At 63.1% G+C, this 24,061-nt stretch carries 25 protein-coding genes; 7 read left to right on the top strand and 18 right to left on the bottom strand.

The genetic code is table 11. The features are described from left to right. The 11 genes from AB4Z51_RS19950 to AB4Z51_RS19900 all read right to left on the bottom strand — a co-directional run bounded on the left by AB4Z51_RS19950 (nt 1) and on the right by AB4Z51_RS19900 (nt 11,271). Nucleotides 1–969 carry a quinone oxidoreductase family protein gene (locus tag AB4Z51_RS19950; protein WP_441497808.1) on the bottom strand — a complete coding sequence of 323 codons (969 nt, stop codon included), beginning with the start codon at nt 967–969 and terminating at the stop codon, nt 1–3. Nucleotides 970–994: 25 nt separating this feature from the next. Further along, nucleotides 995–1,990: an NAD(P)H-dependent flavin oxidoreductase gene (locus AB4Z51_RS19945; RefSeq protein ID WP_063984534.1), complete on the bottom strand. Its 996-nt coding sequence runs from the start codon at nt 1,988–1,990 to the stop codon at nt 995–997. Nucleotides 1,991–2,277: 287 nt separating this feature from the next. After that, nucleotides 2,278–2,928 carry a hypothetical protein gene (locus AB4Z51_RS19940; protein ID WP_071915558.1) on the bottom strand — a complete coding sequence of 217 codons (651 nt, stop codon included), beginning with the start codon at nt 2,926–2,928 and terminating at the stop codon, nt 2,278–2,280. A gap of 60 nt (nt 2,929–2,988) precedes the next feature. Then, on the bottom strand, nt 2,989–3,192 hold the full coding sequence (locus AB4Z51_RS19935; RefSeq protein ID WP_063984531.1) for a hypothetical protein: 204 nt from the start codon (nt 3,190–3,192) through the stop codon (nt 2,989–2,991). A gap of 272 nt (nt 3,193–3,464) precedes the next feature. Next, nucleotides 3,465–4,871: a hypothetical protein gene (locus AB4Z51_RS19930; protein WP_085400616.1), complete on the bottom strand. Its 1,407-nt coding sequence runs from the start codon at nt 4,869–4,871 to the stop codon at nt 3,465–3,467. Nucleotides 4,872–5,486: 615 nt separating this feature from the next. Continuing rightward, nucleotides 5,487–6,272 (bottom strand): fumarylacetoacetate hydrolase family protein, encoded by a 786-nt coding sequence (locus AB4Z51_RS19925; protein WP_085400618.1) that lies wholly within the window; start codon nt 6,270–6,272, stop codon nt 5,487–5,489. Continuing rightward, a complete protein-coding gene (locus tag AB4Z51_RS19920) occupies nt 6,272–7,291 on the bottom strand; it encodes a 2-dehydropantoate 2-reductase (RefSeq protein WP_441497807.1) in 1,020 nt (339 codons plus the stop codon). The genes AB4Z51_RS19925 and AB4Z51_RS19920 overlap by 1 nt, the downstream gene beginning before the upstream one ends. 98 nt (nt 7,292–7,389) lie before the next feature. After that, nucleotides 7,390–7,818 (bottom strand): CBS domain-containing protein, encoded by a 429-nt coding sequence (locus AB4Z51_RS19915; protein ID WP_063984529.1) that lies wholly within the window; start codon nt 7,816–7,818, stop codon nt 7,390–7,392. Nucleotides 7,819–7,997: 179 nt separating this feature from the next. Then, on the bottom strand, nt 7,998–9,335 hold the full coding sequence (gene oxlT / locus AB4Z51_RS19910; RefSeq protein WP_085400621.1) for an oxalate/formate MFS antiporter: 1,338 nt from the start codon (nt 9,333–9,335) through the stop codon (nt 7,998–8,000). A 260-nt stretch (nt 9,336–9,595) separates the two neighbouring features. Beyond that, nucleotides 9,596–10,888 carry an oxalate/formate MFS antiporter gene (oxlT, locus tag AB4Z51_RS19905; protein ID WP_441497806.1) on the bottom strand — a complete coding sequence of 431 codons (1,293 nt, stop codon included), beginning with the start codon at nt 10,886–10,888 and terminating at the stop codon, nt 9,596–9,598. A gap of 245 nt (nt 10,889–11,133) precedes the next feature. Further along, a complete protein-coding gene (locus tag AB4Z51_RS19900; protein WP_166098301.1) occupies nt 11,134–11,271 on the bottom strand; it encodes a hypothetical protein in 138 nt (45 codons plus the stop codon). A 347-nt stretch (nt 11,272–11,618) separates the two neighbouring features. On the opposite strand from AB4Z51_RS19900, the gene AB4Z51_RS19895 reads away from it, so the two are divergent. Continuing rightward, nucleotides 11,619–12,950: an Hsp70 family protein gene (locus AB4Z51_RS19895; protein ID WP_135215005.1), complete on the top strand. Its 1,332-nt coding sequence runs from the start codon at nt 11,619–11,621 to the stop codon at nt 12,948–12,950. 169 nt (nt 12,951–13,119) lie between these two features. Here AB4Z51_RS19895 and AB4Z51_RS19890 read toward each other — a convergent pair whose 3' ends face one another. Both AB4Z51_RS19890 and AB4Z51_RS19885 read right to left on the bottom strand, forming a co-directional pair. Beyond that, a complete protein-coding gene (locus tag AB4Z51_RS19890) occupies nt 13,120–13,563 on the bottom strand; it encodes an SRPBCC family protein (protein WP_085400624.1) in 444 nt (147 codons plus the stop codon). A gap of 196 nt (nt 13,564–13,759) precedes the next feature. Next, nucleotides 13,760–14,197 carry a DUF2147 domain-containing protein gene (locus AB4Z51_RS19885; protein WP_071915551.1) on the bottom strand — a complete coding sequence of 146 codons (438 nt, stop codon included), beginning with the start codon at nt 14,195–14,197 and terminating at the stop codon, nt 13,760–13,762. Between the two features lie 138 nt (nt 14,198–14,335). Between AB4Z51_RS19885 and AB4Z51_RS19880 the strand changes: the two genes are divergently transcribed. Then, on the top strand, nt 14,336–14,902 hold the full coding sequence (locus tag AB4Z51_RS19880) for a DUF2975 domain-containing protein (RefSeq protein WP_063984524.1): 567 nt from the start codon (nt 14,336–14,338) through the stop codon (nt 14,900–14,902). 11 nt (nt 14,903–14,913) lie between these two features. Then, entirely contained in the window at nt 14,914–15,156 is a 243-nt protein-coding gene (locus tag AB4Z51_RS19875; protein ID WP_071917595.1) for a helix-turn-helix domain-containing protein, read from the top strand. Nucleotides 15,157–15,308: 152 nt separating this feature from the next. On the opposite strand, the gene AB4Z51_RS19870 is transcribed toward AB4Z51_RS19875, so the two are convergent. Next, nucleotides 15,309–15,998 carry a hypothetical protein gene (locus AB4Z51_RS19870; protein ID WP_085400676.1) on the bottom strand — a complete coding sequence of 230 codons (690 nt, stop codon included), beginning with the start codon at nt 15,996–15,998 and terminating at the stop codon, nt 15,309–15,311. Between the two features lie 554 nt (nt 15,999–16,552). Between AB4Z51_RS19870 and AB4Z51_RS19865 the strand changes: the two genes are divergently transcribed. From AB4Z51_RS19865 to AB4Z51_RS19855, 3 genes are all read left to right on the top strand, one after another. Then, nucleotides 16,553–16,762 carry a cold-shock protein gene (locus tag AB4Z51_RS19865; RefSeq protein WP_028151479.1) on the top strand — a complete coding sequence of 70 codons (210 nt, stop codon included), beginning with the start codon at nt 16,553–16,555 and terminating at the stop codon, nt 16,760–16,762. 97 nt (nt 16,763–16,859) lie between these two features. Next, on the top strand, nt 16,860–17,102 hold the full coding sequence (locus AB4Z51_RS19860) for a hypothetical protein (RefSeq protein ID WP_063984523.1): 243 nt from the start codon (nt 16,860–16,862) through the stop codon (nt 17,100–17,102). 54 nt (nt 17,103–17,156) lie between these two features. After that, nucleotides 17,157–17,381 (top strand): hypothetical protein, encoded by a 225-nt coding sequence (locus tag AB4Z51_RS19855; protein WP_028151477.1) that lies wholly within the window; start codon nt 17,157–17,159, stop codon nt 17,379–17,381. A gap of 206 nt (nt 17,382–17,587) precedes the next feature. Here AB4Z51_RS19855 and AB4Z51_RS19850 read toward each other — a convergent pair whose 3' ends face one another. Then, nucleotides 17,588–17,770 (bottom strand): hypothetical protein, encoded by a 183-nt coding sequence (locus tag AB4Z51_RS19850; protein ID WP_063984522.1) that lies wholly within the window; start codon nt 17,768–17,770, stop codon nt 17,588–17,590. A 304-nt stretch (nt 17,771–18,074) separates the two neighbouring features. Here AB4Z51_RS19850 and bioB point away from each other — a divergent pair, with 304 nt between their 5' ends. Continuing rightward, the gene (gene bioB, locus AB4Z51_RS19845) at nt 18,075–19,061 is read left to right on the top strand and encodes a biotin synthase BioB (RefSeq protein ID WP_085400626.1); all 987 of its coding nucleotides are present in this window, start codon (nt 18,075–18,077) and stop codon (nt 19,059–19,061) included. Nucleotides 19,062–19,311: 250 nt separating this feature from the next. Here bioB and AB4Z51_RS19840 read toward each other — a convergent pair whose 3' ends face one another. The 3 genes from AB4Z51_RS19840 to oxc form a co-directional block, all read right to left on the bottom strand. Then, entirely contained in the window at nt 19,312–20,589 is a 1,278-nt protein-coding gene (locus tag AB4Z51_RS19840; RefSeq protein WP_201266164.1) for an MFS transporter, read from the bottom strand. A gap of 350 nt (nt 20,590–20,939) precedes the next feature. Then, on the bottom strand, nt 20,940–22,217 hold the full coding sequence (gene frc, locus AB4Z51_RS19835) for a formyl-CoA transferase (protein WP_085400627.1): 1,278 nt from the start codon (nt 22,215–22,217) through the stop codon (nt 20,940–20,942). 66 nt (nt 22,218–22,283) lie between these two features. Next, entirely contained in the window at nt 22,284–24,017 is a 1,734-nt protein-coding gene (gene oxc, locus AB4Z51_RS19830) for an oxalyl-CoA decarboxylase (protein ID WP_441497805.1), read from the bottom strand. Between the last annotated feature and the right edge of the window lie 44 nt (nt 24,018–24,061).

The raw sequence follows: 24,061 nt of genomic DNA, 5'->3' as shown, positions 1-24,061 counted from the left end.
TCACAGCGTCACGACGATCTTCCCCAGATGCTTGTTCGCCTCCATGTGCTCGAACGCCTTGTCGATGTCGGCGRAGGCATAGACCTTGTCGATCGGCAGCTGCAGCTTGCGTGACTCGACCGCGCCCCAGATGTCCTTGCGGACCTCGTCGAAGATCTCGCGGACCTCCTCGATGGTGCGGGTGCGGAAGGTGACGCCGACATAGTCGATCCGGCGTGCGGCATGCAGGTCGAAGTTGAAATCGGCATGGGTGCCGCCGAGCCGGCCGACATTGACGATGCGGCCCTTGACCTTGGTGGCGGCGAGGTTCTGGCTCGCGACCTTGCCCGAGACCTGGTCGACGATGAGGTCGACGCCTTCGCCGTTCGTCGCCTTCAGCACCTCGTCCACCCATTTGGGGTCGGAGGAGTCGACGGCGAGGTCGGCGCCATACTCCCTAAGCCGGCCGCGGCGATAGGGATCGGTCGACGAGCCGATCACGAGCTTGGCGCCCTTGAGCCTCGCAATCTGCATCGCCATCAGACCGACGCCGGAGCTCGCCCCCTGGATCAGCACGGCTTGGCCGGGCTGAATGCCGCCGACGGTGACGACCGCGTTGTGCATGGTCGCGAGCGCGACGGGCAGGGTGGCGGCTTCCTCGAAGTTCATGTTCGATGGCGCGCGGAACAGCCGGCCGTGATCGGCCAGGGTGTATTCGGCGAACGCCGCGCCGCCCGAGCCCATGATGCGGTCGCCGACCTTCACGCCCTTGGCATCCGGTCCGAGCTCGGCGACCTCGCCGGCCCATTCCATGCCGAGCACGGTGCCGGCACCGCCGGCGGCGCCATGGGCGTGGCCCTTGCGCATGCCGGTGTCGGCGCGGTTCAGCCCGCAGGCGCGGACGCGGACCAGCACCTGCGTGCCCTTAGGCTTTGGTTGAGCGACGTCGGAAATCTGAGCGCCGTCAGGGCCGTAGACATAAGCCTTCATGAATTACTCTCGCTTCTTGCAGTGATTATTCAGCGGCTTGTGCGCTCGGATGAGCGATCATGCCTTCGAGCCGGCTGCGAATGATGGCTTCGGCCTCGCGCACGATGCGGGAGATCAGCTCGGCGCAGCTCGGGATGTCCTGGATCAGGCCCTGCACCTGGCCCGCCGACCAGATGCCTTCGTCCGAATTGCCGGTCGCATAGACCATCTTACCACGGGCGCCCGCAACCAGCTCGCGGATGTCCTCGAACTTCGCGCCTTCCTTCTCCATGGCGACGACCTTGGTCGAGATGTCGTTTTTGGCAACGCGCGAGGTGTTGCGCATGGTACGGAAGATCAGCTCGGTCTCGCGCTCGTCATTGGCGACGATCTTCTCCTTGATGAGCTGGTGGATCGGGCTTTCCTTGGTGGCCATGAAGCGGGTGCCCATGTTGATGCCCTCGGCGCCGAGCGCCAGGGCGGCGACGAGGCCGCGGGCATCGGCAAAGCCGCCCGAGGCGATCATCGGGATCTTGATCTTGTTGGCGGCGGCCGGGATCAGGATCAGGCCGGGGGTGTCGTCCTCGCCGGGGTGGCCGGCGCATTCGAACCCGTCGATCGAGATGGCGTCGACGCCCATGCGCTCGGCCGAGAGCGCGTGGCGGACGCTGGTGCATTTGTGCACGATCTTGACGCCATGCCTCCTGAACTCATCGACATGCTCCTGCGGCTTGTTGCCGGCGGTCTCGACCACGGTGATGCCGGCCTCGATGATGGCGGCGCGGTATTCGGCGTAGGGCGGCGGCTTGATCGCGGGCAGGATGGTGAGGTTGACGCCAAAGGGCTTGTCGGTGAGGTCGCGGCAGCGCGCGATCTCCTTGGTCAGGTCTTCCGGGGTCGGCTGGGTCAGCGCCGTGATGAAGCCGAGCGCGCCAGCGTTCGCGACCGCGGCGACCAGCTCGGCGCGTCCGACCCATTGCATGCCGCCCTGGACGATCGGGTGCTCGACGCCGACGAGCTTTGTGAACCGTGTCTGCAGCATGATCTGTTTCCCCCGCCTCGCGTGGCGCTCTGTTATCGGTTGATGGCGGCAGGATGCCGCCGGGGGTAGGAAAAGTCTATCAGCCGGGCGTGCGGGGCGTCATGCGAGCGATGAGGGTGATTCCGCAGGGCGGATAATTGGACGCCGGTTTCCGTCAGGCCGGCACCGCTGAGTCGGTTCTTAGCCCCGCTGCTTCAACACCGTCATTGCGAGCGCAGCGAAGCAATCCAGACTGTCTCCGCGGAGGGACTCTGGATTGCTTCGCTGCGCTCGCAATGACGGTAGAACTACTCCGCCGACAGCCGCACCATCTGGCGGCCGCCGTTCATTTCCTTGAGGCTGTTGACGAATTTTTCCGGGCGCTGCCAGCGGTAGGGGACCTGCAGGCCCATGAACTCGGCGATGTCGCCGATGAAGCCGGTGCAGTTGGTGGTCTCAGCGTTCCAGACCGGCGAGCTCGCCTGCAATTTCTTGATATAGGCGAAGACGCGCTTGGCGTCGGCTTCGCTCAGATAGACGCGGTAGTTCGCGGTCAGATAGTCCGGATCGAGATCGCCGTAGCTCGCGCCGGTTTCGGCTGGCACCCAGGTGAGGTGACCGAGCACATAGGCCCAAGTGTCGCCGGCGGGCGTGAGGCCCGCGACTTCGACGGCGCGCTCGCTGGTCTTGCCGTACCAGACGAACGCATGGCCCCAGCTCGCCGCCGTCCGCGCGCGGAAGTCGACGTAGTAGGGACCTTTCTCTGCGCGTGCGACGGAGCGCCGCGTCGATTGCGGCGCCGGTCGTGATGCGGCGTCGGTCGTAGCAAGCGCATTGGCGTCGGCAACGCGCTTGTTCGCTTCGTGGGCCGAGGCCGAGGGGGTGGTGCAGGCGAGCATCGCCGCGAGAGCGAATCCCGCGAGGATGCAGGATCCCGATCGATCAGATGTGTTCGTCACGTTGTGCCCCTCGACTACCGGCCGCTTACGCAGATTTCTTGCGCGTATTTCCGTTGCGCGTCAGTAGCGCGCAGCGACCGGGCCGGGCGCCTTGCCGATCGGGGCCTTTCCAATCGGGCTCTTGCCAATCGGCATCTTGCCGATCGGCGCCTGCTCCGCAGGATAGACGGGAACGGGCTGGCGACGCGGCAGATCCGCAGCGTTCGCAGCCGTCACCAGAGCAAGCGTCGCACCCAGAGCAATTACAATTTTCTTCACAGTCATACCCCTAGAAGGTTTGGTCTAAACACGGCACGGCCGTGCCCCCAGACACGCCTCATAGAAGGCGGCCGAATGCGTCCAAGTTGCGGCACCCGCGGGACATGTTGGCGGCATTGATCGGGTGCGCGGAGATATGATGTGTCTGGATGTTTCGGCGCGGCGTGATTGCGGGCTGTAGGATGGGTAGAGCGAAGCGAAACCCATCGCACCCTTTCCACGGTGATCGTGGTTATGGGTTTCGCTGCGCTCTACCCATCCTACGCAGCTCGGGCTTCTCACCCGATTCGGTTCAGGCTGTTCCTGATCGTCGAGAAGATGCCGCCGATGTCTTTGCGCAAGGCATCGAGCGCGTTGAAATTGTCGAAGATGCGGGCGAGGCGGTCTTCGACCTCGCGCTTGCTCCTGGCGAGGGCATCGACGCGCGAGGCGAGGGTGACGTCGCCGTTCGCCTCGATCTCGCCGACGGTGTTCGCAAGGAGATCGCGGGTGGCGCCGACCTCGGCGATCATGGCCTCGATGCCGAACACCGGCGCCTTCAGCGGAACGAGGTCGGCCTGCGACTTCGACAACTCCGTCTTGAAGGCGTTCAGCGTCGCCAGCGTCTCCTGCAACGCGCCGAGCCGCTGGCGCGACTGGAGGACGAAATCGTTCAGCGCGTTCTGGCGGTCGACGAGGGTCTTGCCCTCGGGGTCGGTTTCGACGTCGGCGAGCGAGCGTTCGAGCTGGGCCTGGCGCTGGCCGAGTTCCTCGAAATCGAGCCGGATCGCTTTCAGGATATTGAAGCTGTCGTCGATGCGGGCGAGGCGCTGCGCGATCTCGATCTTGTTCTTCGAGAGCGTCTCGACGCGAGTGTCGAGCGGCGCCTCGCCGCCGGTCTCGAGCTCGTCGATGCTCTTGGCCAGACGGTCATGGCTGAGGCCGAGCTCGCCGATCAGGGCATTGATGCCGGCGTCCGATGAGCGCAGCGGGACCAGTTCGGCATGGGATTTCGCCAGATCTTCCTTGTACTGGTTGAGGGTCACGAAAGTGTCCTGGACCGCGTTCACCCGTGACAGCAGCGCCGATACGTCGCGCGCCACGTCCTTCAGGCGGTCGGCGAGGTTATTCTTGCGGTCGTCGGTCTCGAGGTCGAGCAGGGAGCGTTCGAGCTGGTTCTGGCGGTCGCGGATCTCGGTGAAAACAGGCTCGACCGCGCGCCGCTGGTCGGCGACCTTGCCGACCATCTCTCGCACCCCCTGCTGGCGCCGGCGGATCTCGGCGAGCTGGTCGTGCATGTCGGTGGATTCGTTTCGGCCCTGCTGGAGTAGGGCGCGCTGCTCAGTCTCGCCCAGCTTGTCGTGGAGGGCGGAGACGGCCTCGCGGGGATCGCTTTCGATCAGGTGCTGGACGGTGGCGTCGAGGTGGTTTTGCAGGGCGTGGGCGACGACGACATCCTCGCGGGTCTTCTTGAGGCGGTCGCGCAGGGTATTGAGGCGGCGATCCTGACGCGAGAGCCGCCAGGCGGGGGCGCCGATCAGCGCCAGCCCGAGCGTCACGATCGCGCCGGTTGCGATACGCTGCGGCATAGGCAGGTCCGCAAACAGGGCAGGCAAGTGCGCGACGTCATAACCAAACGCCTGTTGGGCGAGGATCGCGATGGCGGCTAGCAGGACAAACCAGGCAACCACGAAAAACAGCCACATCGTGACTTCCCCACCCGGGACACATTCTCGCCATAGTTGCTATTGGAGAGCGGAACCGAGATCAAGGGGCGGGCGGGGTTGCCAGATGTTTCCGGTCGCGCGATCCACTGCCGGTTGCGTCAGTCGATTGGCGGAGAGCAGGGTGCCAGGTTTTCCCGGGGAGCGGGGCAAGGCCTGTAAGCCCGGATGGAGCAAAGCGCAATCCGGGGTCTGCGCGCGCAGAAACGCCCGTCCCGGATTAGGCTTCGCTCCATCCGGGCTACGGCACTGCGTGGGCCCCTTTCGGGGAGGCTAGCAGCAGGCGTCGGCGCGAGCCGGCGAGCCTCGGGCTATCATTTCCCGAGGAAGTTCGTGCGCATCTTGTCGGCGAACCAGACCACGAAGATCGCAGCGAACGAAAGAGCGAAGTACAGAGCCGCCCAGAGAAGTGCATTACTGGCGTTCGACATGACATCCTCCCTTGCATCAGAAATCGATCTGTTGCCGGGAAGGATAGCGGCAGCCGCGACCGCCGATTTGCGCAGGATCAATTTTTGCCGGGCTGCGGCGCAAATGGCCGGCGAGCCTTCATTCCGGGCCCACGATGGATTTGCGGCCTAGGAATGACGCAGCGAGTTACAGCCGAAACTCGTTGGTCAGCTCGCCGATGCCGTCGATCGCGACGGTCACGGAATTCACCGGCTCCTTCATCACCCCGACGCCGACCGAGGTGCCGACGGCGATGAGGTCGCCGGGAAGCAGGGTCATGTCGTGGGAGATTTTGCTGACCAGCTCCTGCGCGGTGAAGATCATGTCCGAGATCGGATAGTTCTGCCGCTCCGCGCCGTTGAGGATGGTGCGCACAACAAGCTTGGCCGGATCGAGGCCGGTTGCGATGACGGGGCCGAACGGGCCGTAATCATCGATGCCCTTGGCGCGGGCCCATTGCGGGAAAGTGGGATCGCTGGTCAGGATGTCGTTGGCGGTGATGTCGTTGACGCAGGTGTAGCCGAAGATGAAGCTGTCCGCTTCCGCCGGCGAGACGCGGGCGCAGGTCCGGCCGATGACGATGCCGAGCTCGCCCTCATAGGTGGTCTTGCCGTCGTAGTAAGAGGGGCGGCGGATCACGGCGCCCGGCGTCGTGATGGTGGTGGTCGCCTTCAGCAGATAGAGCGGCTCCGGCGGCTCGGGCTGGTTCAGCTTGGCGGCGAGCGCGTGGAAATTATTCCAGAGCGCGACGATCTTGCTGGGCGCGCAGGGCGCGAGCAGCTCGACCTCCGACAGCGCCAGCACCTTGCCGGTGGCTGCATGGCGGCCGAACATCTCACCCTCATACACGCTGATGCCTGATGGCGTCAGGGTGCCGAAGCCGGTCGCACCGGCATGGCGGAAGCGCAGCCATTGCTTCATCTCGCCCGCCATCACGCCACCGCCAGTGCACGGGGATCGGCGGGCGCGGAGACGCCGTCATAGAGGCCGGCGATGCGAGCACGCTGGGTCACCATCGCCAGCACCGAGTCGAGCGCGGGCGTGGCGATGCCGGTGAGGCGGCCCATCTCCTGCACCACGGTGACGAGCGGGTCGATCTCCATCGGACGGCCGCGCTCGAGATCCTGGAGCATCGAGGTCTTGTGCGCGCCGACCTTGCGGGCGCCCTCGATACGGCGCTCGACGTCGACGCGGAATTTGACGCCAAACGTCTCGGCGATGCCTTGCGTCTCCACCATGATCGCGCGCGACAGCGCACGCGTGGAGGGATCGGTGCAGATCACGTCGAGCGTTGCATGGGTCAGTGCGCTGATCGGGTTGAAGCAGACATTGCCCCAGAGTTTCAGCCAGATCTCGTCGCGGATGCGGTCGAGCACCGGCGCTTTCAGCCCGGCGGTGACGAAGAGATCGGCGAGGCGCTGCACGTCCGAGGTGATTTCGCCGGAGGGCTCGCCGAGCGGAAAATTGTTGCCGTAGACGTGGCGGATCACGCCGGGCGCTTCGATCTCGGTGGCGGGATAGACGATGCAGCCGATGGCGCGCTCGGCGCCGATCTCGCGCCACTGCCGTCCGCCGGGGTCGATGCTCTCCAGCGTCGAATTCTCGTATTGGCCGCCGTGCTTGTAGAAATACCAATAGGGGATGCCGTTGACTGCGGTGACGATGCGGGTGTGCTGCCCGAGCAGCGGCTGCATCTTCTCGATCACGCCGGTGATCGAATGCGCCTTCAGCGTGATGATGATGTAGTCCTGCACGCCGAGTTCGGCGGGATCGTCGGTGCAGCGCGGATGCACGGTGTGCTTCTCCTCGCCCGCGAGCAGGGTCAGCCCGCGCTCACGCATCGCGGCAAGGTGGGCGCCGCGCGCGACCAGGCTGACGTCGGCGCCAGYGCGTGCGAGCTGAACCCCGAGATATCCGCCGATCGCGCCGGCGCCGTRGATGCAGATCTTCATGAAATCCTCGCGGGTGTCCGGAATTTTGGGACGAAAGATCCGGTCCGGCTCGGAGAGGTCCGAGCCGGGGCCGGTAGTCGCAGGGGAAGTGTGACGCTTTAAGCTGCTGCTTGCGGCGAGCCGTTGATCGCTTCGTCAACGGCAGCAGCAATGTCGCGCATGCTGATGACGGAGACGAGGCTGTAATCGTCGATGACCGGCAGGTGACGGATGTGATTGCGGTTCATCAGATGCCGGACGTGCTCGATCGTGTCTGAGGAGCTGCAGGACACCAGCTGCTGCACCGACACGAGCTGCGAGACCTTGACGTTGATGGCGTTGGCACCATGCTCGGCGACGGCGCGCACCACGTCGCGCTCGGTGAACATGCCGACCGCGGTGTTGCCTTCGGAGCGGACCACGTCCTTGACCACCAGCGCGCTGATATTGTTGGCGCGCATCAGCTTGGCGGCGATACCCACCGTTTCGTTCATTCGCACCGTGACAACGCGCGGTGTCTTCTTGCGCAGAATGTCTCCGACCAGCATTGCAACCTCCCTAGGTGAATGACAGGGGAAGTGTGGTATACATAATGCCAATCGTCAAGCATTCGATTTGGCTGATCCGAAAATTCTTGCGGCAGCAATACTGACGTTTGTCATCGTGCCAAAAAGGAAAAGGGGCGCATCGCTGCGCCCCTTTCGACCGATTGAAAGGCGTGTGGTCGCTACGCTGTCTCGGTCTTGGCGTTGCCGGTCTTGGCGGTGTCGGTCGCGGCGTTGGCGCTCTCGGCTTCCTTGCCGAGGATGAAGGAGCGGCGCAGCGGCTTGATCACGAACAGCGCCGTCAGCGCCGCCGTCGCGTTCAGCGCCACTGCGACCACGAACACGGCCTTCCAGCCGTACGTTGCCGAGATCACGCTGGCGAGCGGGACGAGCAGGGATGCCGTGCCTTTCGCGGTGTAGAGCATGCCGTTGTTGGTGGTTGCGTATTTCGAGCCGAACGTGTCGCCGCAGGTGGCGGGGAACAGCGAGTAGATTTCGCCGAACACGCCGAAGTACACCGCGGTCGCGAGCACGAACACGATCGGGATGTTTCCATAGGCCGACAGCGTCAGCAGCATCACCGCCGCGGTGCCGAACGCGATGAACATGGTGTGCTCGCGGCCGATCGTGTCGGAGACCCAGCCGAAGAAGGGACGTCCGAAACCGTCGAAGATGCGGTCGAGCGAGATCGCGAACGTCAATGCCGCCATCTGGAAGCCCGCGAGCGTCACCGGCGTGTCGGCGATCTTGAAGTCGTGCGCGATCGGGCCGATCTGTGCCGCGGTCATCAGGCCGCCGGAGGCGACCATGACGAAAACGAGATACATCACCCAGAAAATAGGGGTGCGCAGCACCTGCGGCGGGGTGAAGTCGATCTTGGTCTGCGGCAGATTGAGCTGCTTCTTCTTCGGCGGGATGGAGATCCGCGGCGGCTGGATGAAGAAGGCGAGCACGAACACGATCAGGCCCTGGCCGATGCCGAAGGTGAGGAACGCGTGCTGGTAGCCGCTCGTTACGATCATGGTCGCGATCGGCACAATGGTGAGCGCGGCGCCCGCGCCGAAGCCGGCGGCGGTCGCACCGGCGGCGAGGCCGCGGCGATCGGGAAACCATTTCAGCGCGTTGCCGACGCAGGTGCCGTACACCGCGCCGGCGCCCATGCCGCCGACGACCGCGGCGGCGTAAAGCAGGGCGAGCGAGTCAGCGTAGGAGTTGAGCACCCAGGACAGCGCGATCATGACGCCGCCGAACATGACGACGATGCGCGGACCGTATTTGTCGACGAACCAGGCCTCGATCGGCACCAGCCAGGTCTCGGTGACGACGAAGATGGTGAAAGCGAGCTGGATCGCCGCGCGGCCCCAATGATACTTGGCGTCAATCGGATCGACGAACAACGTCCAGCCGTATTGCAGATTGGCGATCATCGCCATGCAGACGATGCCCATGGCGAGCTGGAACCAACGGAAACCGGTGCGAAGAGGCGCAGCTGTGACGGCGCCGTCCGTGCTGGAAATCATCAATAACCTCCCAACGCGCCTGATTGAATGCGACCTGGGATTGCAAGATGACCCAGTGTCGCAAATATTGTGGCTTATCGTCGCAAGCGCGGCGGGGACATTGGTATACCATATTCCAGAAGGCAAGCCCAATCTTGTGACGCAGCGCAAGAAAAGTGCGCGGTTCCCTTCACGTCAGCGGTAGCCAAGGCGGGTTCTGCAAAAACGAAAACGCCCGGCCGTGAGGCCGGGCGTCGTGCTTGAAGGAGTGGTGGAGTGCGTCAGGCGGCGGCGGTCGATTTCGCGACCACGACCTTGCGCCAGGGCTTGAGCACCATGATCGCCAGCAGCGAAGCCAGGATGTTGGCGCCGGCCGCGATGATGAACACGCTGTCCCACGTGCCCGACGATTGCTGCATGTAKTTGGCGATCGGGACAAGCAGCGCGGCGGTGCCCTTTGCGGTGTAGAGCAGGCCCGCATTGGTGGTCGCGAACTTGGCGCCGAACGTGTCGGTGCAGGTCGAGGGGAACAGCGAGTAGATCTCACCCCAGGCGAAGAACACGAAGCCCGACAGCAACACGAACCAGAGCGGGTCGTGTCCCCAGAGGTAGAGCATCCAGATGCCGAAGCCTTCCATGCCGAAGGCGATGAACATCGTGTTCTCGCGGCCGATCATGTCGGAGATCCAGCCGAAGAACGGACGCGTCAGACCGTTGAGCACGCGGTCGATCGTGGCTGCGAACGTCACCGCGGTCATCGTCACCGCCATCAGCGTCACCGGAACGCTGTCGACCTTCCAGTCGACTGCGATCGGCTTCAGGTTCGCCGTCACCATCAGGCCGCCGGCGCCGACGATCACGAACATGAAGTACATCAGCCAGAAGATCGGCTGGCGCAGCACTTCGGTCGGCTGATAGTTGCGGCGGGTCTGTTGCAACGCAGCGTTCTGCACAACGGGAGGCACCTGTCCGGCCTTCGGCGCGTAGAGGAAGAAGGCGAGGATGCAGATGATGATGCCCTGGCCGAGCCCGAAATACAGGAAGGTGGTCTGGAATCCGCTGTCCTTGATCATGGCCTGAATCGGCGCAACCGTGAGCGCGGAGCCCGCGCCGAAACCGGCCGCCGTGATGCCGGCAGCAAGACCGCGCTTGTCGGGAAACCATTTCAGCGCATTGCCGACGCAGGTGCCGTAGACGCCGCCGGCGCCGATGCCCGCGATGATCATGCCGAGATAGAAGCCGTTGAGCGTGGTGGCTTGCGCATTGATCGCCCAACCGATGGCGCAGAGCACGCCGCCGACGAGCACGACGATGCGCGGGCCGTATTTGTCGACGAACCATCCTTCGACCGGCACCAGCCATGTCTCGAACAGTACGAAGAGCGTAAAGGCCCATTGGATCGAGGCGCGATCCCAGCCGAACTTTTTCTGGATGTCGGGGACGAAGAACGTCCAGCCGTATTGATAATTGGCGATCATCACCATCGCCGCTACACCGACCGCCAATTGCGTCCAGCGATACGTGTCGCTAACCCGCGCGGCGGTTGGAACCGTTGCCTGCACCATGTCCGTCATAAAGCCTCCCGTGGCGCCTCTAATTTTTCTACGAGCGCTGGAGGGGCATTCTTGTATTCATTATGCCAAGGTTCAAGCGCTGGTCCGATCACCGTGCGCAAATGCCGCAGGACCTTCATCGGTTGCGGCTGTGACTCGGGACAACGCAAATAGAAATGGCCCCGTCCTGCGGGGCCATTCATCAAAAGTAGTATGTGGACGGTTCTGAAACCGGCGCGTCGCGCTTGCCGCGCGGGAGGCGCTGCTTACAGGCCGAAGCGGGGCAGGTCGCCGTTGTGATTCGAAATCTCGGCGCTCGCCATCAGGAAGCGATCGACTGCGGCCAGGAAGCGGGTGAACAGCGAGGCGGAGGGGGCGAGCGCGACGGAAGCGGTCTTGGACATCTGAATTCCCTTTCTCGAGACGGTCAGTGATGCTGTCTCATTTCGAAGGGCAATCTACGTATACCAGATGCCAGTGTCCATGCATGCCATTGCATGGCAGCATGCATGCTCCCGCATTGCAGCATAGTGATCCGTTAAAGGGACCGAACCGAGCTCAAAATTGCCAGCCGGGCTGCTGGAATTGCGAGATCGGCCCCAAAAGGCCCCCATTACGGAGGCAAAAGAGCGCGGACAGAGCGGCGCGCGGGTTCCAAATCCAACCGCACCGCAACATTCAAGGTCTTGGCAGGCCCAGCCAAAGCCGTTAGTGGTCTGCCCCCTTTTCCAATCAACTGTCAGAGTGGTTCATGTCGAGCGCCTCGCCCGCCGTCTCGATCGGCATCGATTTTGGGACCAGCAACACGGTCGTCGCGATCGCGGCGGACGATCGCCGGGTCGAGGCCATCCGCTTCGATCACGGCGGCCAGCGCCACAGCGTCTACGTCTCGGCGCTGTGCTTCTGGGAGGATCGGCCGGGCGCCGGCGCCCAGGCCGAAGGCGGTCCATGGGCCATCGAGACGTTCCTCGAAGGCCGCCACGTCTACCGCTTCCTGCAGTCGTTCAAGACGTTTGCGGCGAGCTCCAGCTTCAACACCACGCAAGTGTTTCGGCAGCGCTTCAAGTTCGAGGACATTCTGGCGGCGTTCCTGCGCACGCTGGCGCGCCATGGCGGCGAAAAGTTCGGCTTCGAGACGTCCAACATCACAGTCGGCCGCCCGGTGCGGTTCGCCGGCGGCAATCCCGACGAAGCGCTGGCGATGCAGCGCTATCGGGCCGCGTTCGAACGCCTCGGCGCCGGCCACGCGCGCTATGTCTACGAGCCCGTGGGCGCGGCGTTCTCCTTCGCCCGACGGCTGGAGCGTGATGCCACCCTGCTGGTTGCGGATTTCGGCGGCGGCACCAGCGATTTCTCGGTGATGCGCTTTTCGCGCGCGGGAGGAGCCTTGCGCGCCGAGCCGCTTGGACACGCCGGCATCGGCATTGCCGGCGACACCTTCGATTACCGCATCGTCGACCACGTCGTCTCGCCGCGGCTGGGAAAAGGCTCCAGCTTCCGCTCGTTCGACAAGGTGCTGCCGGTCCCCACCGGCCACTACACCAACCTCGCGCGCTGGCATCAGCTCGCGATGATGAAGAGCAATGGCGATCTGCGCGAGCTTCGGGAGCTTGCGCGCAGCGCGCTGAAGCCGAAGCTCCTTGAAGATTTCATCACCATCGTCGATCTCGACCTCGGCTTTTCGCTCTACCGCGCGGTATCCGACGCCAAGGTCGCGCTGTCGGCGCGGGACGAGGTGGACTTCCGCTTCAAGGGGGGCGGCGTCGACATCGGTGCGACCATCACACGGAAGAATTTTGAATCCTGGATTGCCGACGACATCGCCCGGCTGGGTGCCACCGTCGACAAGGTGCTAAGCGAAGCGGGCATCACCGCGCGCGAGGTGGAGAAGGTGTTCTTGACCGGCGGGACTTCCTTCGTTCCGGCCGTCAGAAAGCTGTTTGCCGAGCGGTTCGGTAACGAACGGCTGATGTCGGGCGACCAGTTCGAGTCGATCGCCTACGGCCTTGCGCTGATCGGACACAGCCCCGACCCCGATCGATGGACCGCAAGCGGTGGGATTACGCCGAAGGCGGGCGCGTAGCCCAGCAACAGCCGCCATTGCTTGGCTGCTCGCAATGACGACGGAGAGCTGTCATCAGTGCCGTAGGGTGGGCAATGGCGCGGAGCGCCGTGCCCACCATCTTTCCGAGGTTGAGAGAGCATCGGTGGGCACGCTGCGCTTTGCCCACCCTACGATACTGATTTCGCCGCTACTGATTGATCTCCGGCTCCACGAGCCTTGCGAGGCTTCGCAGCGATTCCTGCCAGCCGAGATAGCAGGCCTCGGGCGGGATGACGTCAGGGATGCCGGCCTGGGTGATGTCGACCTCGGTGCCGACCGAGACCTTCTTCAGCATCACGGTCACCTGGATTTCGCCGGGTAGATTTGGGTCGTCGAACTTGTCGGTGTAGCGGAGACGTTCGCCGGGGACGAGCTCGAGATATTCGCCGCCGAAGGCGTGGCTGTTGCCCGTCGTGAAATTCCGGAACGACATCTTGAACGTGCCCCCGACCTTGGGCTCGAGGTGATGGACGGTGCAGGTAAAGCCGTTCGGCGGAAGCCATTTCGCCAGCGCATCCGCCTCGAGGAAGGCGCGATAGACTTTCTCCGGACTGGTCGAGAGAACGCGGTGCAGACGTACAGTGCTGGGCATGTTCCTTCATCCTCTTGCATCGATGGGTCCGACCTTGGCGTCTACGGCCCATTCATGTCTCAAGGACGACCGGGATGCCGCCGATCCGACATGGCGTTGCAGATAAACGGGGGCCGCCGAAACCGGCGGCCCTTGATGCTGTTTTTGTTGTCGTCTTGGAACTTATCTTGGACGTTGTTTTGGATCGGTTTGCCGCTCACCGCGTCCAGTCTTCACCCGCGCACAACGTTCCCATGCAGCCCCGGACGTTGAGACTGCCGGATGGCAGCAAGGTGACGGTGCTCGCATAGGTCTTTCCGTCGTCGGCATTGTAGATCCTGCCCGACCATTGATTGGCGCCGGCCGCCTGCATGTCGATGAACAGGGAGATGCCGACGATCTTCCGGGCGCGCAATGCAGGATCGGCGTTATGGTCGTCGAGCTGCGCCTTGCCCGTCTTCTTATCGATCGGCTCCTTCAGCCAGACGACCCGGCCGCATAGCGCATTGCCGCAACGGCTCACCTTGATCCTCGCGTCGCCCGACTGTGTCAGCCAGACGCCGGCGGGACCGCTGGCCGTTGCGGCTTCGGCGTTTCCAAGCGGGGAGATGGACAACAGCGCTGCGAGCAGGTGCCGGACGAGGGTGGAACGCATGGGGGCTCCATATTGGATCAATTGTCATGAAATATTTCATGATAAACGATCAATATATCGCGCTTAAGGTTGAGTCAATCGCGCGGAACATGCATATTGGGGGTGGGTGGTTGCCTGGAAATTGCGGAGTGCTTGTAGATGGGTGTGGTGGAGATATCGGTACGTGAGGCCCGGCAGAGCTGGTTCCGGCGTCTCGATCTTGCGTTCTGGGCGATCTGGGCGGCACTGCCGGTGGTGGTGTGGCTCGCCTATCTCCGGAGCACGACCGCCTCCGCCTCGATCGCGGCGAGCCTTGGGCCCGACCAGGTGAAATGCGCAGGCCTTGTCGCCAATCCACTCGAGATGTCGCGCCCGGGACAGCTGTTGTTCTGGACGCTATTTGCGCTTCAGCTCTCGTTCTTCGCCGTGTTGATCGGCATCCTGCACCGTATGGTGCACCGATTCGCACGCGGCCGGATCTTCGCGTCCGAGACGCTTCAGGGCGTGTGGTGGATGGGGATCATTCTGGTGATCTGGCCGTTCATCGACCTGATCACCAGCAACGCGGTGGCTTATGCCTTGCACGAGATCGGCGACGTCAAGTTCTTCCTGCCGTCCTACAACGTCGACATCGGCACGATCGCGGGCGGGATGTTCCTGATGGCGCTGAAATTCGTCATCGAGCACGCCATCCTGCTGCAGTCCGAAAACGAGCTGACGATCTGAGGTGAATGCTTGTGCCGATCGTCGTGAACCTCGATGTCATGCTTGCGAAGCGGAAGCGCCGCCTCGGGGACCTCGCCGACGCAATCGGCATTTCCATCCAGAACCTGTCGGTCCTGAAAACGGGCAAGGCGAGGGCGATGCGCTTCTCGACCCTGGCCGCGATCTGCCGCGAGCTCGATTGTCAGCCCGGAGACATCCTCGAATATGTCGCAGGCGAGGAGGGCAGCGATGAGGATGCAGGCGAGGGGAGCTAGGCTCACACCTGGCGAGCCTTGTCCGCCTTCGTGCTGCACGCGAGAACCTGAAACACATCCCCCATGTGCAACGGTTGGCCGTTTGCGCGCTCAATTGAATCGAGCTCGCCTGGTGCGAGATCTACCTCGCGGCCGGCCGGACGACCGATCCGTCAGATCGTTGCCACATCCTGCGGCGTCATCGTGAAGGCGAGCCGGTAGCGGCCGATCGTCGGATTGTCCTGCGCGCCCAGAGCGCCAAGCGCCGCCGGCGAAAGTCGGTCGGCGGTCACCTGCTCGATCGCGTCGGCATCGTAACCCGACAGCAGCATGATCCAGTCGGCGGCGCCGTCCTTGCCGCGGATCTGCTGCTCGGTGGTGGGCGAGCTGGTCCGGGGCGTGTCGGTCAGGAGGAGGTGCGCGCCCGTCAGTCCCCGCATCTGCGCCAATGTGCCGAGCGTCTCCGAGAGATGTGTCTGCAACTCCACCTCGCGCCCGGCCTCCGGCGAAAGCCGGACGGTGGCGAGCGAGGTCGCGACGCCACCGCCAAAGCTGGCGGCGACGCGGCACTGGCTGCGCACCATGCCGAGATGGTGCGGCATCATCTTGGTCGACCACGGCGTCGGCGCGTTGAGCCGGTCGAGATATCCCTTCGACGTGAGCACCTCGTACCGCTCCAGCTCGTACAGCACGAAGAAGCCGTCAGTGTCCGTCGTGCTGGTCCAGCGCGATCCGCGCCGGAAGCCGGGAATGCTCATCCGCTCGGGAAAATGTTCGTGGGAATGCCAGTCGCCGAACTCCGCGCGCTGCTCGGGGCGGACGCTCCACCACATCGCGACGGCGGCCTTGCCAAGCAGTGACATGCTGACCTCCCTGTTTTCCAGCACTTTGCCTTGACGCCAACGGAGGAAGCAAGTCGTTCACGCTTCCAATCCGACCCCGTACTGTCAGGTGTGATCTGCTATCCCTTCGGGGCGGAGCCGGCACGTGTGGAGCTTGGCAGTCTTTCGGTGCACACAGTCGATTGGCTGGAGGGAGAGTGGTGCGGGTCTTCCGCGAGCAACTTGCCGGCGGCGTACGGTGTGCGCTCGATAGCGCGGCATCGCATCGACGCTCTCGGGCCAGCACAGTTAGCCGACACTAAATCGCGGCTGCGAACGCGCAACTCACCTTGCCTCAGGCGCCTTTCGGGCCTGAATTCGCAAAGTCCGAATTGTTCCGCCGAAGCCCATGAGGCATTAAATCCCGCCAAGCCTTGCAACTGGCGCCGATGAGGTATACGTTGGTGCTGTTCGTTCAGCCGCTGTGCCTTGTTGAATGCGCCCGCGGGCTCCTTTTCCAGAGACATCGACGAATTGAATCTGGTTCTGCGTGAGTGTCACGCGGAATGTGCGCGTATGCGCTTTGGAGAAGAATAATGACGACAGGTACCGTGAAGTGGTTCAACGGCCAAAAGGGCTTTGGATTCATTCAGCCCGACGACGGCGGCAACGATGTGTTCGTTCACATCAGCGCAGTCGAGCGGGCTGGTCTCTCAGGTCTCGCCGAGGGCCAGAAGGTAAACTTCGAGGCCAAGACCGACAAGATGCGAGGCAAGGTCAGCGCAGAGAATCTATCGCTGGCCTAAGATCCTGCGCCGTTTCACGGATGTACTGAAACGGCCACGCTGCCCGCTCGATCCCAGGGATTGAGCGGGTTTTGTCCGTTGCGGGAGTGGGTGAAGCATGAGCGGCAAGAAGTCGGCTGAACCGTCACCCCAAAGCATTGCGCGTACCAACCGTCAGCGTTTGGCTGCCGAGGAGGGAACGCGGGCAATGGCGGACGTCGAGAGACAGGCCGTCGATGTTCGCAAGAACATGGCGCGGCTTCGCGAACTGCGCGAAGCCAAGGAAGCGGCCGACGCAACTCTTCAAGCATCGCTGCCGGCACCAACCCTGACGAAGCGCAAGAGAAAGCTGACGCGATAGTCGAATTCAACTGCGTCGACGAAAATCTGGAGAGGGCCGGTCACATGCCAAAGAGTGCGGATCGTGCCTAGGATCAAGTCGGACAGCGGCGGCACAATCACCTTCTTTCTCGCGCTTGGCGCAGGCCGGCAGATGTGCCGCCTTGCGACCACGTTCCAGACGCAGAAGCAGGCCTTCAGCTATCTTCAGAAATACCGGACGGAATTCGAGCGCATCGCGCGGAGCCGATTGGCCTCCGGGGAGCTCGAAGACGGGATCGTCGTGCTTTCGATGCTCTAAAGCATGACCCGGACCCGAAGGGCCGCGTTAGCGCAAAGTGCGAAGCGGTTTTCCGAAAAGATCATGCTCAAACAATAACCTAAAGCGCGTTGACGATTCATTCCGATCTCATCGCGCTTTCGGTCAGGCGTCGATTTCGACGCGACGCGCTCAGCGCCAGCCTTCATCGCGCGGATGCAACATCGTGACCCGGCAGGGAACGCGTCCTATTCAGAGCGGTCCTTCGGCTCGGCCTCGCGGGCCAGTCGCTCCGCTTTCAGCCGCTCGCGATTCTCGTTGAAGGAGTGCTGGTCCTTCGCATAGTCATTGATCGGCTTCTGCGTTTTGACAGGCTTGAACGCCTTGTTGGCTTCACGCTTGGCCCGATCCGAGGATTGATCTCTCAACATTTCGACCTCGTTTTGATCAACAAGCTGTGACAGGACAGGTGCTGGCCGACGCCTCCCACCGCAAACGCTGTGCGTAGGCTTGCTACCTTTCGGGGCGAGAAGAAGGCCAATTCTGCAGCGTTGCGCAGATGCTTTTGCGATGTGTTTCAGTCACTCGCCTTGGCGGCTGCGTTGCTCGTACGTCGGGATAGCACGCCGGCTTAGACAACAATGGCACGCCGCCGCTTTTGTTCCAAGGACCCTGCGGACTGGCGCCAGGTTTGCGATAGTGCGATTGTCCCGCCRCAATGTCAGGAGATGTGTAATGCTCGGTGTGAACGACGGGGAGACAATCCCCGCGAAGGAAAGGCCGCAAAGGTCTCAAAGATGGACCGGTGAAGATGCATGGGCGGCTTACCAGCTTCCCTTCAACGATCTGCTCTTCCGTTCACAATCCGTACATCGGGAGCATTTTGACCCAAATCGCGTGCAGTTGAGCCGGCTGCTGAACATCAAGACAGGTGGTTGTCCGGAAGACTGCGGCTACTGCAGCCAGTCGTCGCATCATGCGACCGCTCTTGCAGCCTCCAAGTTGATGGAGGTCGGGAAGATCGTTGCCGAGGCACGCAAGGCAAAAGACAGCGGCGCGACGCGTTATTGCATGGGCGCGGCCTGGCGCAATCCGAAGCCGCGCGACATGGATGCCATTGTCGAGGTCGTCGGAGCCGTGAAGGAGCTCGGGCTCGAGACCTGTATGACGCTCGGCATGCTCGACCGGGATCAGGCCGACCGGCTGAGTGCTGCCGGGCTTGATTACTACAATCACAATATCGATACCTCGGAGCGCTTCTATCCGAGCGTTACCTCCACCCGCACGTTCGCCGATCGTCTCGATACGCTGGAGCATGTCCGCGAGGCCGGCATGAAAGTGTGCTGCGGCGGAATTCTCGGCATGGGTGAGAGCGAACAGGACCGCGTCGACATGCTGGTCACGCTCGCCAACCTCCCGGAAGCGCCGGAGAGCGTGCCGATCAACATGCTGATCCCGATTCCGGGAACGCCGATGGCGAAGGCGACGCCGATAGGTCCGATCGAGTTCGTGCGCATTGTCGCGCTGGCGCGTATCATGATGCCGGCCTCATTCGTGCGACTCTCGGCGGGGCGGTCGGCGATGACCGACGAGATGCAGGCGCTGTGCTTCTTTGCCGGCGCAAACTCGATCTTTGTCGGCGACACGCTGCTGACGGCGGGCAATCCGCAGGACGAAGCCGATCGAAAGTTGTTCCGCCGGCTCGGACTGGAGGCGCTCTGAAGCGTGATCCCTCTGGAAAGCCACTGTGCGCTTTCCGGATTAGAGCGTTTTCGAGCGAAGTGGATGCCGGTTCGCGTCAAGAAAACGCATCAAAACAAGAATCTAGAGCCCCGTTCCGATTCCATCGGAACGGGAAAGACTCTAGCCAACGCCAGACAAAGAAAGGCCGCCGAAATCGGCGGCCCTTCGTCTTCTCTGATGGTCCCGCTTACTCAGCAGCCTGCTTCTGCGGCGGGGCGAGAGAGGTCCGTTATGCGGGAGCCGGAACCGCCGGATCCTTCACCAGCGCAAAGGCTGCAGCGGCCAAAAGGCAGAGGAGCCCGGCGAGAAGAAACGCCGGCACATAAGTCCCTAGCGTATCTCTGCTGACGCCCGCGGCAAATGCCATCAGGCCAACGCCGAGCTGGTGGGCGGCAAAAATCCAGCCGAAGACCACCGGCCCCATCTCCCGCCCAAACGTACCGACCGTCAACTTCACCGTAGGCGGAACAGTCGCGATGAAATCCAGGCCGTAGAGTATCGCGAACGCGCTCATCGCTCCCAACGTTGCGTTGGACTCCACGAGCCAGATCAACGCAAGTCCGCGAAAGCCGTAATAGATCGCCAGCAGCCATCGGTTGTCGTAGCGGTCGGACAGCAATCCCGATCCGATCGTACCGATCAGATCGAACACCCCGATCATGGCGAGCAAACCTGCTGATGTCACGACCGGCAAGCCGAGATCGCCGCAGAATGGCACGAAGTGTGTCGATGTCAGCCCGTAGCTGGATACACCGCAGATGAGGAACGTCAGCGCCAGCACCCAGAACACCAGACGGGTTGATGCCAGGCGCAGGCCCCGGAAACTGATTGCCGCAAAGTTCTGCGCGGGAATTGCGGGCACCGGCGGCATCGCCGTCTCTCCGAGTGGCGCCAGCCCCAATTCCTGGGGGCGGTCCTTCCCGAGCAGCAGAAAGAGGACGAGCGAGACGAGAAGACCGAATCCGGACGGAACAAGCGCGACGCGCCAGCCCCAATTCTCGGCGATCCACGCGCCCAGCGGCATGAAGATCAAAGTGCCGGTTGCGATTGATCCGTTCGGGAGGCCGACCACCAATCCCCGATGGGTCGTGAACCAGCGTACCGAGATGACCGCGGCAAGTTGCAGGGCCGTGAGCCCCGGCGCGATGCCGAGAATAAGCCCGAGGCCGAGCCACATTTCGAACCGGTTCGTCATGACGATCGTCAGCAGCGGTCCGGCCAGCGCCAGCGTTCCGGCGATCGACAGCATCATCCGCGGACCGTAGCGGAGCATCAAGCCGCCGGCGAACGGCGCCGCCAGTCCGAACAGCGCGAAGCGAAGTCCTTGCGATGCAGACAACTCGCTCATGCTGACGCCGATGTCAGAAGCGATCTCCCGCATCAGGACGCTGGGCACGCCGAGCGCCGAGCTTGCAAATAGCGAATAGAGAAATCCCAGTGCAGCCATCACCCAGCCGTAATGGATGTTTCGCGCTGCCGCATGCCGTGCGATGAATTCAGCAAGCATGGCCAAATCCCTTCGATGAAATGAATTTTCTGAAAAAGCCGAAGGCTATGCCGGAGCTCGCCGACGAAACCGGCGGCCTTTTGTCTCGAGATAATCACCTCGATCGTGCTGCGAAGTGCTCGTCGCCGCGCAAAACATTCACTTTTCGGATGATGGCATAATACCCCTGTTTTGCCCGACGTGTCAAAAGAGGTTTCGTGAAATACGAAATCGTTTAAAGCCAACAGGTTAGCTACTGTGCATGGGGTTGTTTTTCCATTTTTTAGTCACAGCCGCGACCGCACGGTCTTCTGAAGCAAAAAGGGCCGCCCCTTCGGGCGGCCCTTTCGTCTCGTTCAACGTGGTGCGGCTTACTCAGCGGCCTGCTTCTGCGGCGGCTCGAGCGCGCCGGACTTGTGAATGTCGGCGACCTGGTGATCGCTGAAGCCGAGCACGCTGCGCAGGATCTCGTCGGTGTGCTCGCCGAGCAGCGGGGAGCGCTCCACCTCGCTCGGGCTATCCGACAGCTTGATCGGATTGCCGACCGAGATGTACTTGCCGCGGGTCGGGTGATCGACCTCGACCACGGTGCCGGTGGCGCGCAGCGACTGGTCCTCGGCGATCTCCTTCATCGACAGGATCGGGCCGCAGGGGATGTCGTCCTTGTTGAGGATTTCCATCGCCTCGAACTTGGTCTTGGTCATCGTCCACTGTTCGATGCGGGCGAAGATCTCGTTGAGGCGCGGCAGGCGGACGGCCGGCTTGGAGTAGTTCGGATCGGTCTTCCAGGTGGGCTCGCCGATCACGTCGCAGATCTTCTCCCAGACCGGGGCCTGGGTGATGAAGTAGATGTAGGCGTTAGGATCGGTCTCCCAGCCCTTGCACTTCAGGATGCGGCCGGGCTGGCCACCGCCGGAATCGTTGCCGGCGCGCGGCACGGCGTCGCCGAACGGAATGCCTTCGCCGAACTGGCTGTATTCCTTGAGCGGACCATGCGCGAGGCGCTGCTGGTCGCGCAGCTTGACGCGGGCGAGGTTGAGCACGCCGTCCTGCATCGCGGCGGTGACCTTCTGGCCCTTGCCCGAATGCGTGCGCTGATAGAGCGCGGTGACGATGCCGAGCGCCAGGTGCAGGCCGGTGCCGCTGTCGCCGATCTGCGCGCCGGTGACGAGCGGCAGGCCGTCGCGGAAGCCGGTGGTCGAGGCGGCGCCGCCGGTGCACTGCGCGACGTTCTCATAGACCTTGCAGTCTTCGTAGGGGCCAGGGCCAAAGCCCTTGATCGAGGCGACGATCATCTTCGGGTTGATCGCCTGGATCTTCTCCCAGGGGAAGCCCATGCGGTCGAGCACGCCGGGGCCGAAGTTTTCGACCAGCACGTCGCACTTCTTGATCAGCTCGGTGAGGACTTCCTTGCCCTTGGGGTTCTTGGTGTCGAGCGTGATCGAGCGCTTGTTGTGGTTGAGCATGGTGAAATACAGGCTGTCCACGTTCGGGATGTCCTGCAGCTGGCCGCGGGTGATGTCGCCCACGCCCGGACGTTCCACCTTGATCACGTCGGCGCCGAACCATGCCAGCAGCTGCGTGCAGGTCGGTCCGGACTGGACGTGGGTGAAGTCGAGAATGCGAACGCCCTTGAGCGCTTTGGTCATCGTGTTGCTCCGTATACTCTGTCTGCCCCCGCAAACCGCAGGGAATTAAGGGTTGAAGGGGAGGACTTACTTTTTCTTCTGCAGAACGCTCTGCGGATTGAGGTTGCCGATGCGGCCGCTCTCCGAGCCCGCGGCCGGATCGATCACCGCGTTGATGAGCGTCGGCTTGCCCGAGGCCATCGCCTCGTTGACGGYGCGCTTGAGCTCGTCGGGCGAGGTGGCATTCACGCCGACGCCGCCGAAGGCTTCCATCATCTTGTCGTAGCGCGCGCCCTTGACGAACACGGTCGTCGCCGGATCGGCATTGACGCTGTTGATGTCGGTGCCGCGATAGATGCCGTCATTGTTGAAGATGACGACGCAGATCGGCAGGTTGTAGCGGCAGATGGTCTCGACCTCCATGCCGGAGAAGCCGAAGGCCGAGTCGCCTTCCACCGCGAGCACGGGATGGCCGGTCTCGAGCGCAGCCGCGATCGCCTGGCCCATGCCGATGCCCATCACGCCCCAGGTGCCGACGTCGAGGCGCTTGCGCGGCCTGTACATGTCGATGACGCCGCGGGCGAGGTCGAGCGTGTTGGCACCCTCGTTGACGAGGATCGCCTCGGGATGGTCCTTGATCACGTTCTTCAGCACGCCGAGCGCACCGTGATAGTCCATCGGCGACTTGTTGTTCATGAGCTTCGGCGCCATCTTGGCGACGTTCTCGTCACGCTTGGACACGATGGCCTTGGTCCATTCGGCCGGCGGCGCGGTCCAACCCGTGCTGATCGCCTGATTGAAGGCGGAGACGACCGAGCCGATGTCGCCGACCACGGGCGCGACGATCTCGACGTTGGAGTCCATCTCGCGCGGCTCGATGTCGACCTGGATGAACTTCTTCGGGGTCTCGCCCCAGCTCTTGCCCTTGCCGTGCGAGAGCAGCCAGTTCAGCCGGGCGCCGATCAGCAGCACGACGTCGGATTCTTTCAGCACCGTGGAGCGCGCGGCGCCAGCGCATTGCGGATGCGTGTCGGGGAGGAGGCCCTTGGCCATGCTCATCGGCAGGAACGGCACGCCGCTCTTCTCGACGAACGACTTGATCTCTTCATCGGCCTGCGCGTAGGCCGCGCCCTTGCCGAGGATGATGAGCGGACGCTTCGCCGCCTTGAGCACGTCGAGCGCGCGCTTGATCGAAGCGGGCGAGGGGATCTGTGCGGGCGCGGCGTCGATCACCTTGACCAGCGACTTCTGGCCGGCATCGGCGTTCATCACCTGGCCGAACAGTTTTGCCGGCAGGTCGAGATAGACGCCGCCCGGACGGCCCGAGACCGCGGCGCGGATGGCGCGGGCGAGACCGATGCCGATGTCCTGGGCGTGCAGCACGCGATAGGCCGCCTTGCACAGCGGCTTGGCGATCGCGAGCTGGTCCATCTCTTCGTAGTCGCCCTGCTGGAGGTCGACGATCTCGCGCTCGGAGGAGCCCGAGATCAGGATCATCGGGTAGCAGTTGGTGGTGGCGTGCGCGAGCGCGGTGAGACCGTTGAGGAAGCCGGGCGCCGACACCGTGAGGCAGATGCCCGGCTTCTTGGTGAGGTAACCGGCGATGCCTGCGGCGTAACCGGCGTTCTGCTCGTGGCGGAAGGAGATCATACGAATGCCTTCGGCCTGCGCCATGCGGCCCAAATCCGTGATCGGGATGCCCGGCACATTATAGATGGTGTTGATGCCGTTCAGCTTGAGCGCGTCGATGACGAGATGAAAGCCATCCGTCAATTCCTGCTCGGTGCCCGGTGCTTCGGACTTGGTCGCGGTATTCAGCATGGGCCTTGTCTCCCTGGTCTCATATGCCGTTTTAGGCTTTGTGG

The organism is Bradyrhizobium sp. 2TAF36, assembly GCF_052114925.1.
Taxonomy (GTDB): Bacteria; Pseudomonadota; Alphaproteobacteria; order Rhizobiales; family Xanthobacteraceae; genus Bradyrhizobium; species Bradyrhizobium barranii.
Note: the sequence above shows the minus strand (reverse complement) of the source record. Positions and strands in the feature narration are given on the sequence as shown.

What these genes read in the sequence shown, in the direction of transcription:
- oxlT (WP_085400621.1), bottom strand. Translation starts at nt 9,335, where the DNA reads ATGATTTCCAGCACGGACGGCGCCGTCACAGCTGCGCCTCTTCGCACC.
- AB4Z51_RS19865 (WP_028151479.1), top strand. Translation starts at nt 16,553, where the DNA reads ATGACGACAGGTACCGTGAAGTGGTTCAACGGCCAAAAGGGCTTTGGA.
- AB4Z51_RS19935 (WP_063984531.1), bottom strand. Translation starts at nt 3,192, where the DNA reads ATGACTGTGAAGAAAATTGTAATTGCTCTGGGTGCGACGCTTGCTCTG.
- bioB (WP_085400626.1), top strand. Translation starts at nt 18,075, where the DNA reads ATGCTCGGTGTGAACGACGGGGAGACAATCCCCGCGAAGGAAAGGCCG.
- AB4Z51_RS19915 (WP_063984529.1), bottom strand. Translation starts at nt 7,818, where the DNA reads ATGCTGGTCGGAGACATTCTGCGCAAGAAGACACCGCGCGTTGTCACG.
- AB4Z51_RS19900 (WP_166098301.1), bottom strand. Translation starts at nt 11,271, where the DNA reads ATGTCCAAGACCGCTTCCGTCGCGCTCGCCCCCTCCGCCTCGCTGTTC.
- AB4Z51_RS19895 (WP_135215005.1), top strand. Translation starts at nt 11,619, where the DNA reads ATGTCGAGCGCCTCGCCCGCCGTCTCGATCGGCATCGATTTTGGGACC.
- AB4Z51_RS19840 (WP_201266164.1), bottom strand. Translation starts at nt 20,589, where the DNA reads ATGCTTGCTGAATTCATCGCACGGCATGCGGCAGCGCGAAACATCCAT.
- AB4Z51_RS19890 (WP_085400624.1), bottom strand. Translation starts at nt 13,563, where the DNA reads ATGCCCAGCACTGTACGTCTGCACCGCGTTCTCTCGACCAGTCCGGAG.
- frc (WP_085400627.1), bottom strand. Translation starts at nt 22,217, where the DNA reads ATGACCAAAGCGCTCAAGGGCGTTCGCATTCTCGACTTCACCCACGTC.
- AB4Z51_RS19930 (WP_085400616.1), bottom strand. Translation starts at nt 4,871, where the DNA reads ATGTGGCTGTTTTTCGTGGTTGCCTGGTTTGTCCTGCTAGCCGCCATC.
- AB4Z51_RS19885 (WP_071915551.1), bottom strand. Translation starts at nt 14,197, where the DNA reads ATGCGTTCCACCCTCGTCCGGCACCTGCTCGCAGCGCTGTTGTCCATC.
- AB4Z51_RS19870 (WP_085400676.1), bottom strand. Translation starts at nt 15,998, where the DNA reads ATGTCACTGCTTGGCAAGGCCGCCGTCGCGATGTGGTGGAGCGTCCGC.
- AB4Z51_RS19850 (WP_063984522.1), bottom strand. Translation starts at nt 17,770, where the DNA reads ATGTTGAGAGATCAATCCTCGGATCGGGCCAAGCGTGAAGCCAACAAG.
- AB4Z51_RS19945 (WP_063984534.1), bottom strand. Translation starts at nt 1,990, where the DNA reads ATGCTGCAGACACGGTTCACAAAGCTCGTCGGCGTCGAGCACCCGATC.
- AB4Z51_RS19925 (WP_085400618.1), bottom strand. Translation starts at nt 6,272, where the DNA reads ATGGCGGGCGAGATGAAGCAATGGCTGCGCTTCCGCCATGCCGGTGCG.
- AB4Z51_RS19860 (WP_063984523.1), top strand. Translation starts at nt 16,860, where the DNA reads ATGAGCGGCAAGAAGTCGGCTGAACCGTCACCCCAAAGCATTGCGCGT.
- AB4Z51_RS19880 (WP_063984524.1), top strand. Translation starts at nt 14,336, where the DNA reads ATGGGTGTGGTGGAGATATCGGTACGTGAGGCCCGGCAGAGCTGGTTC.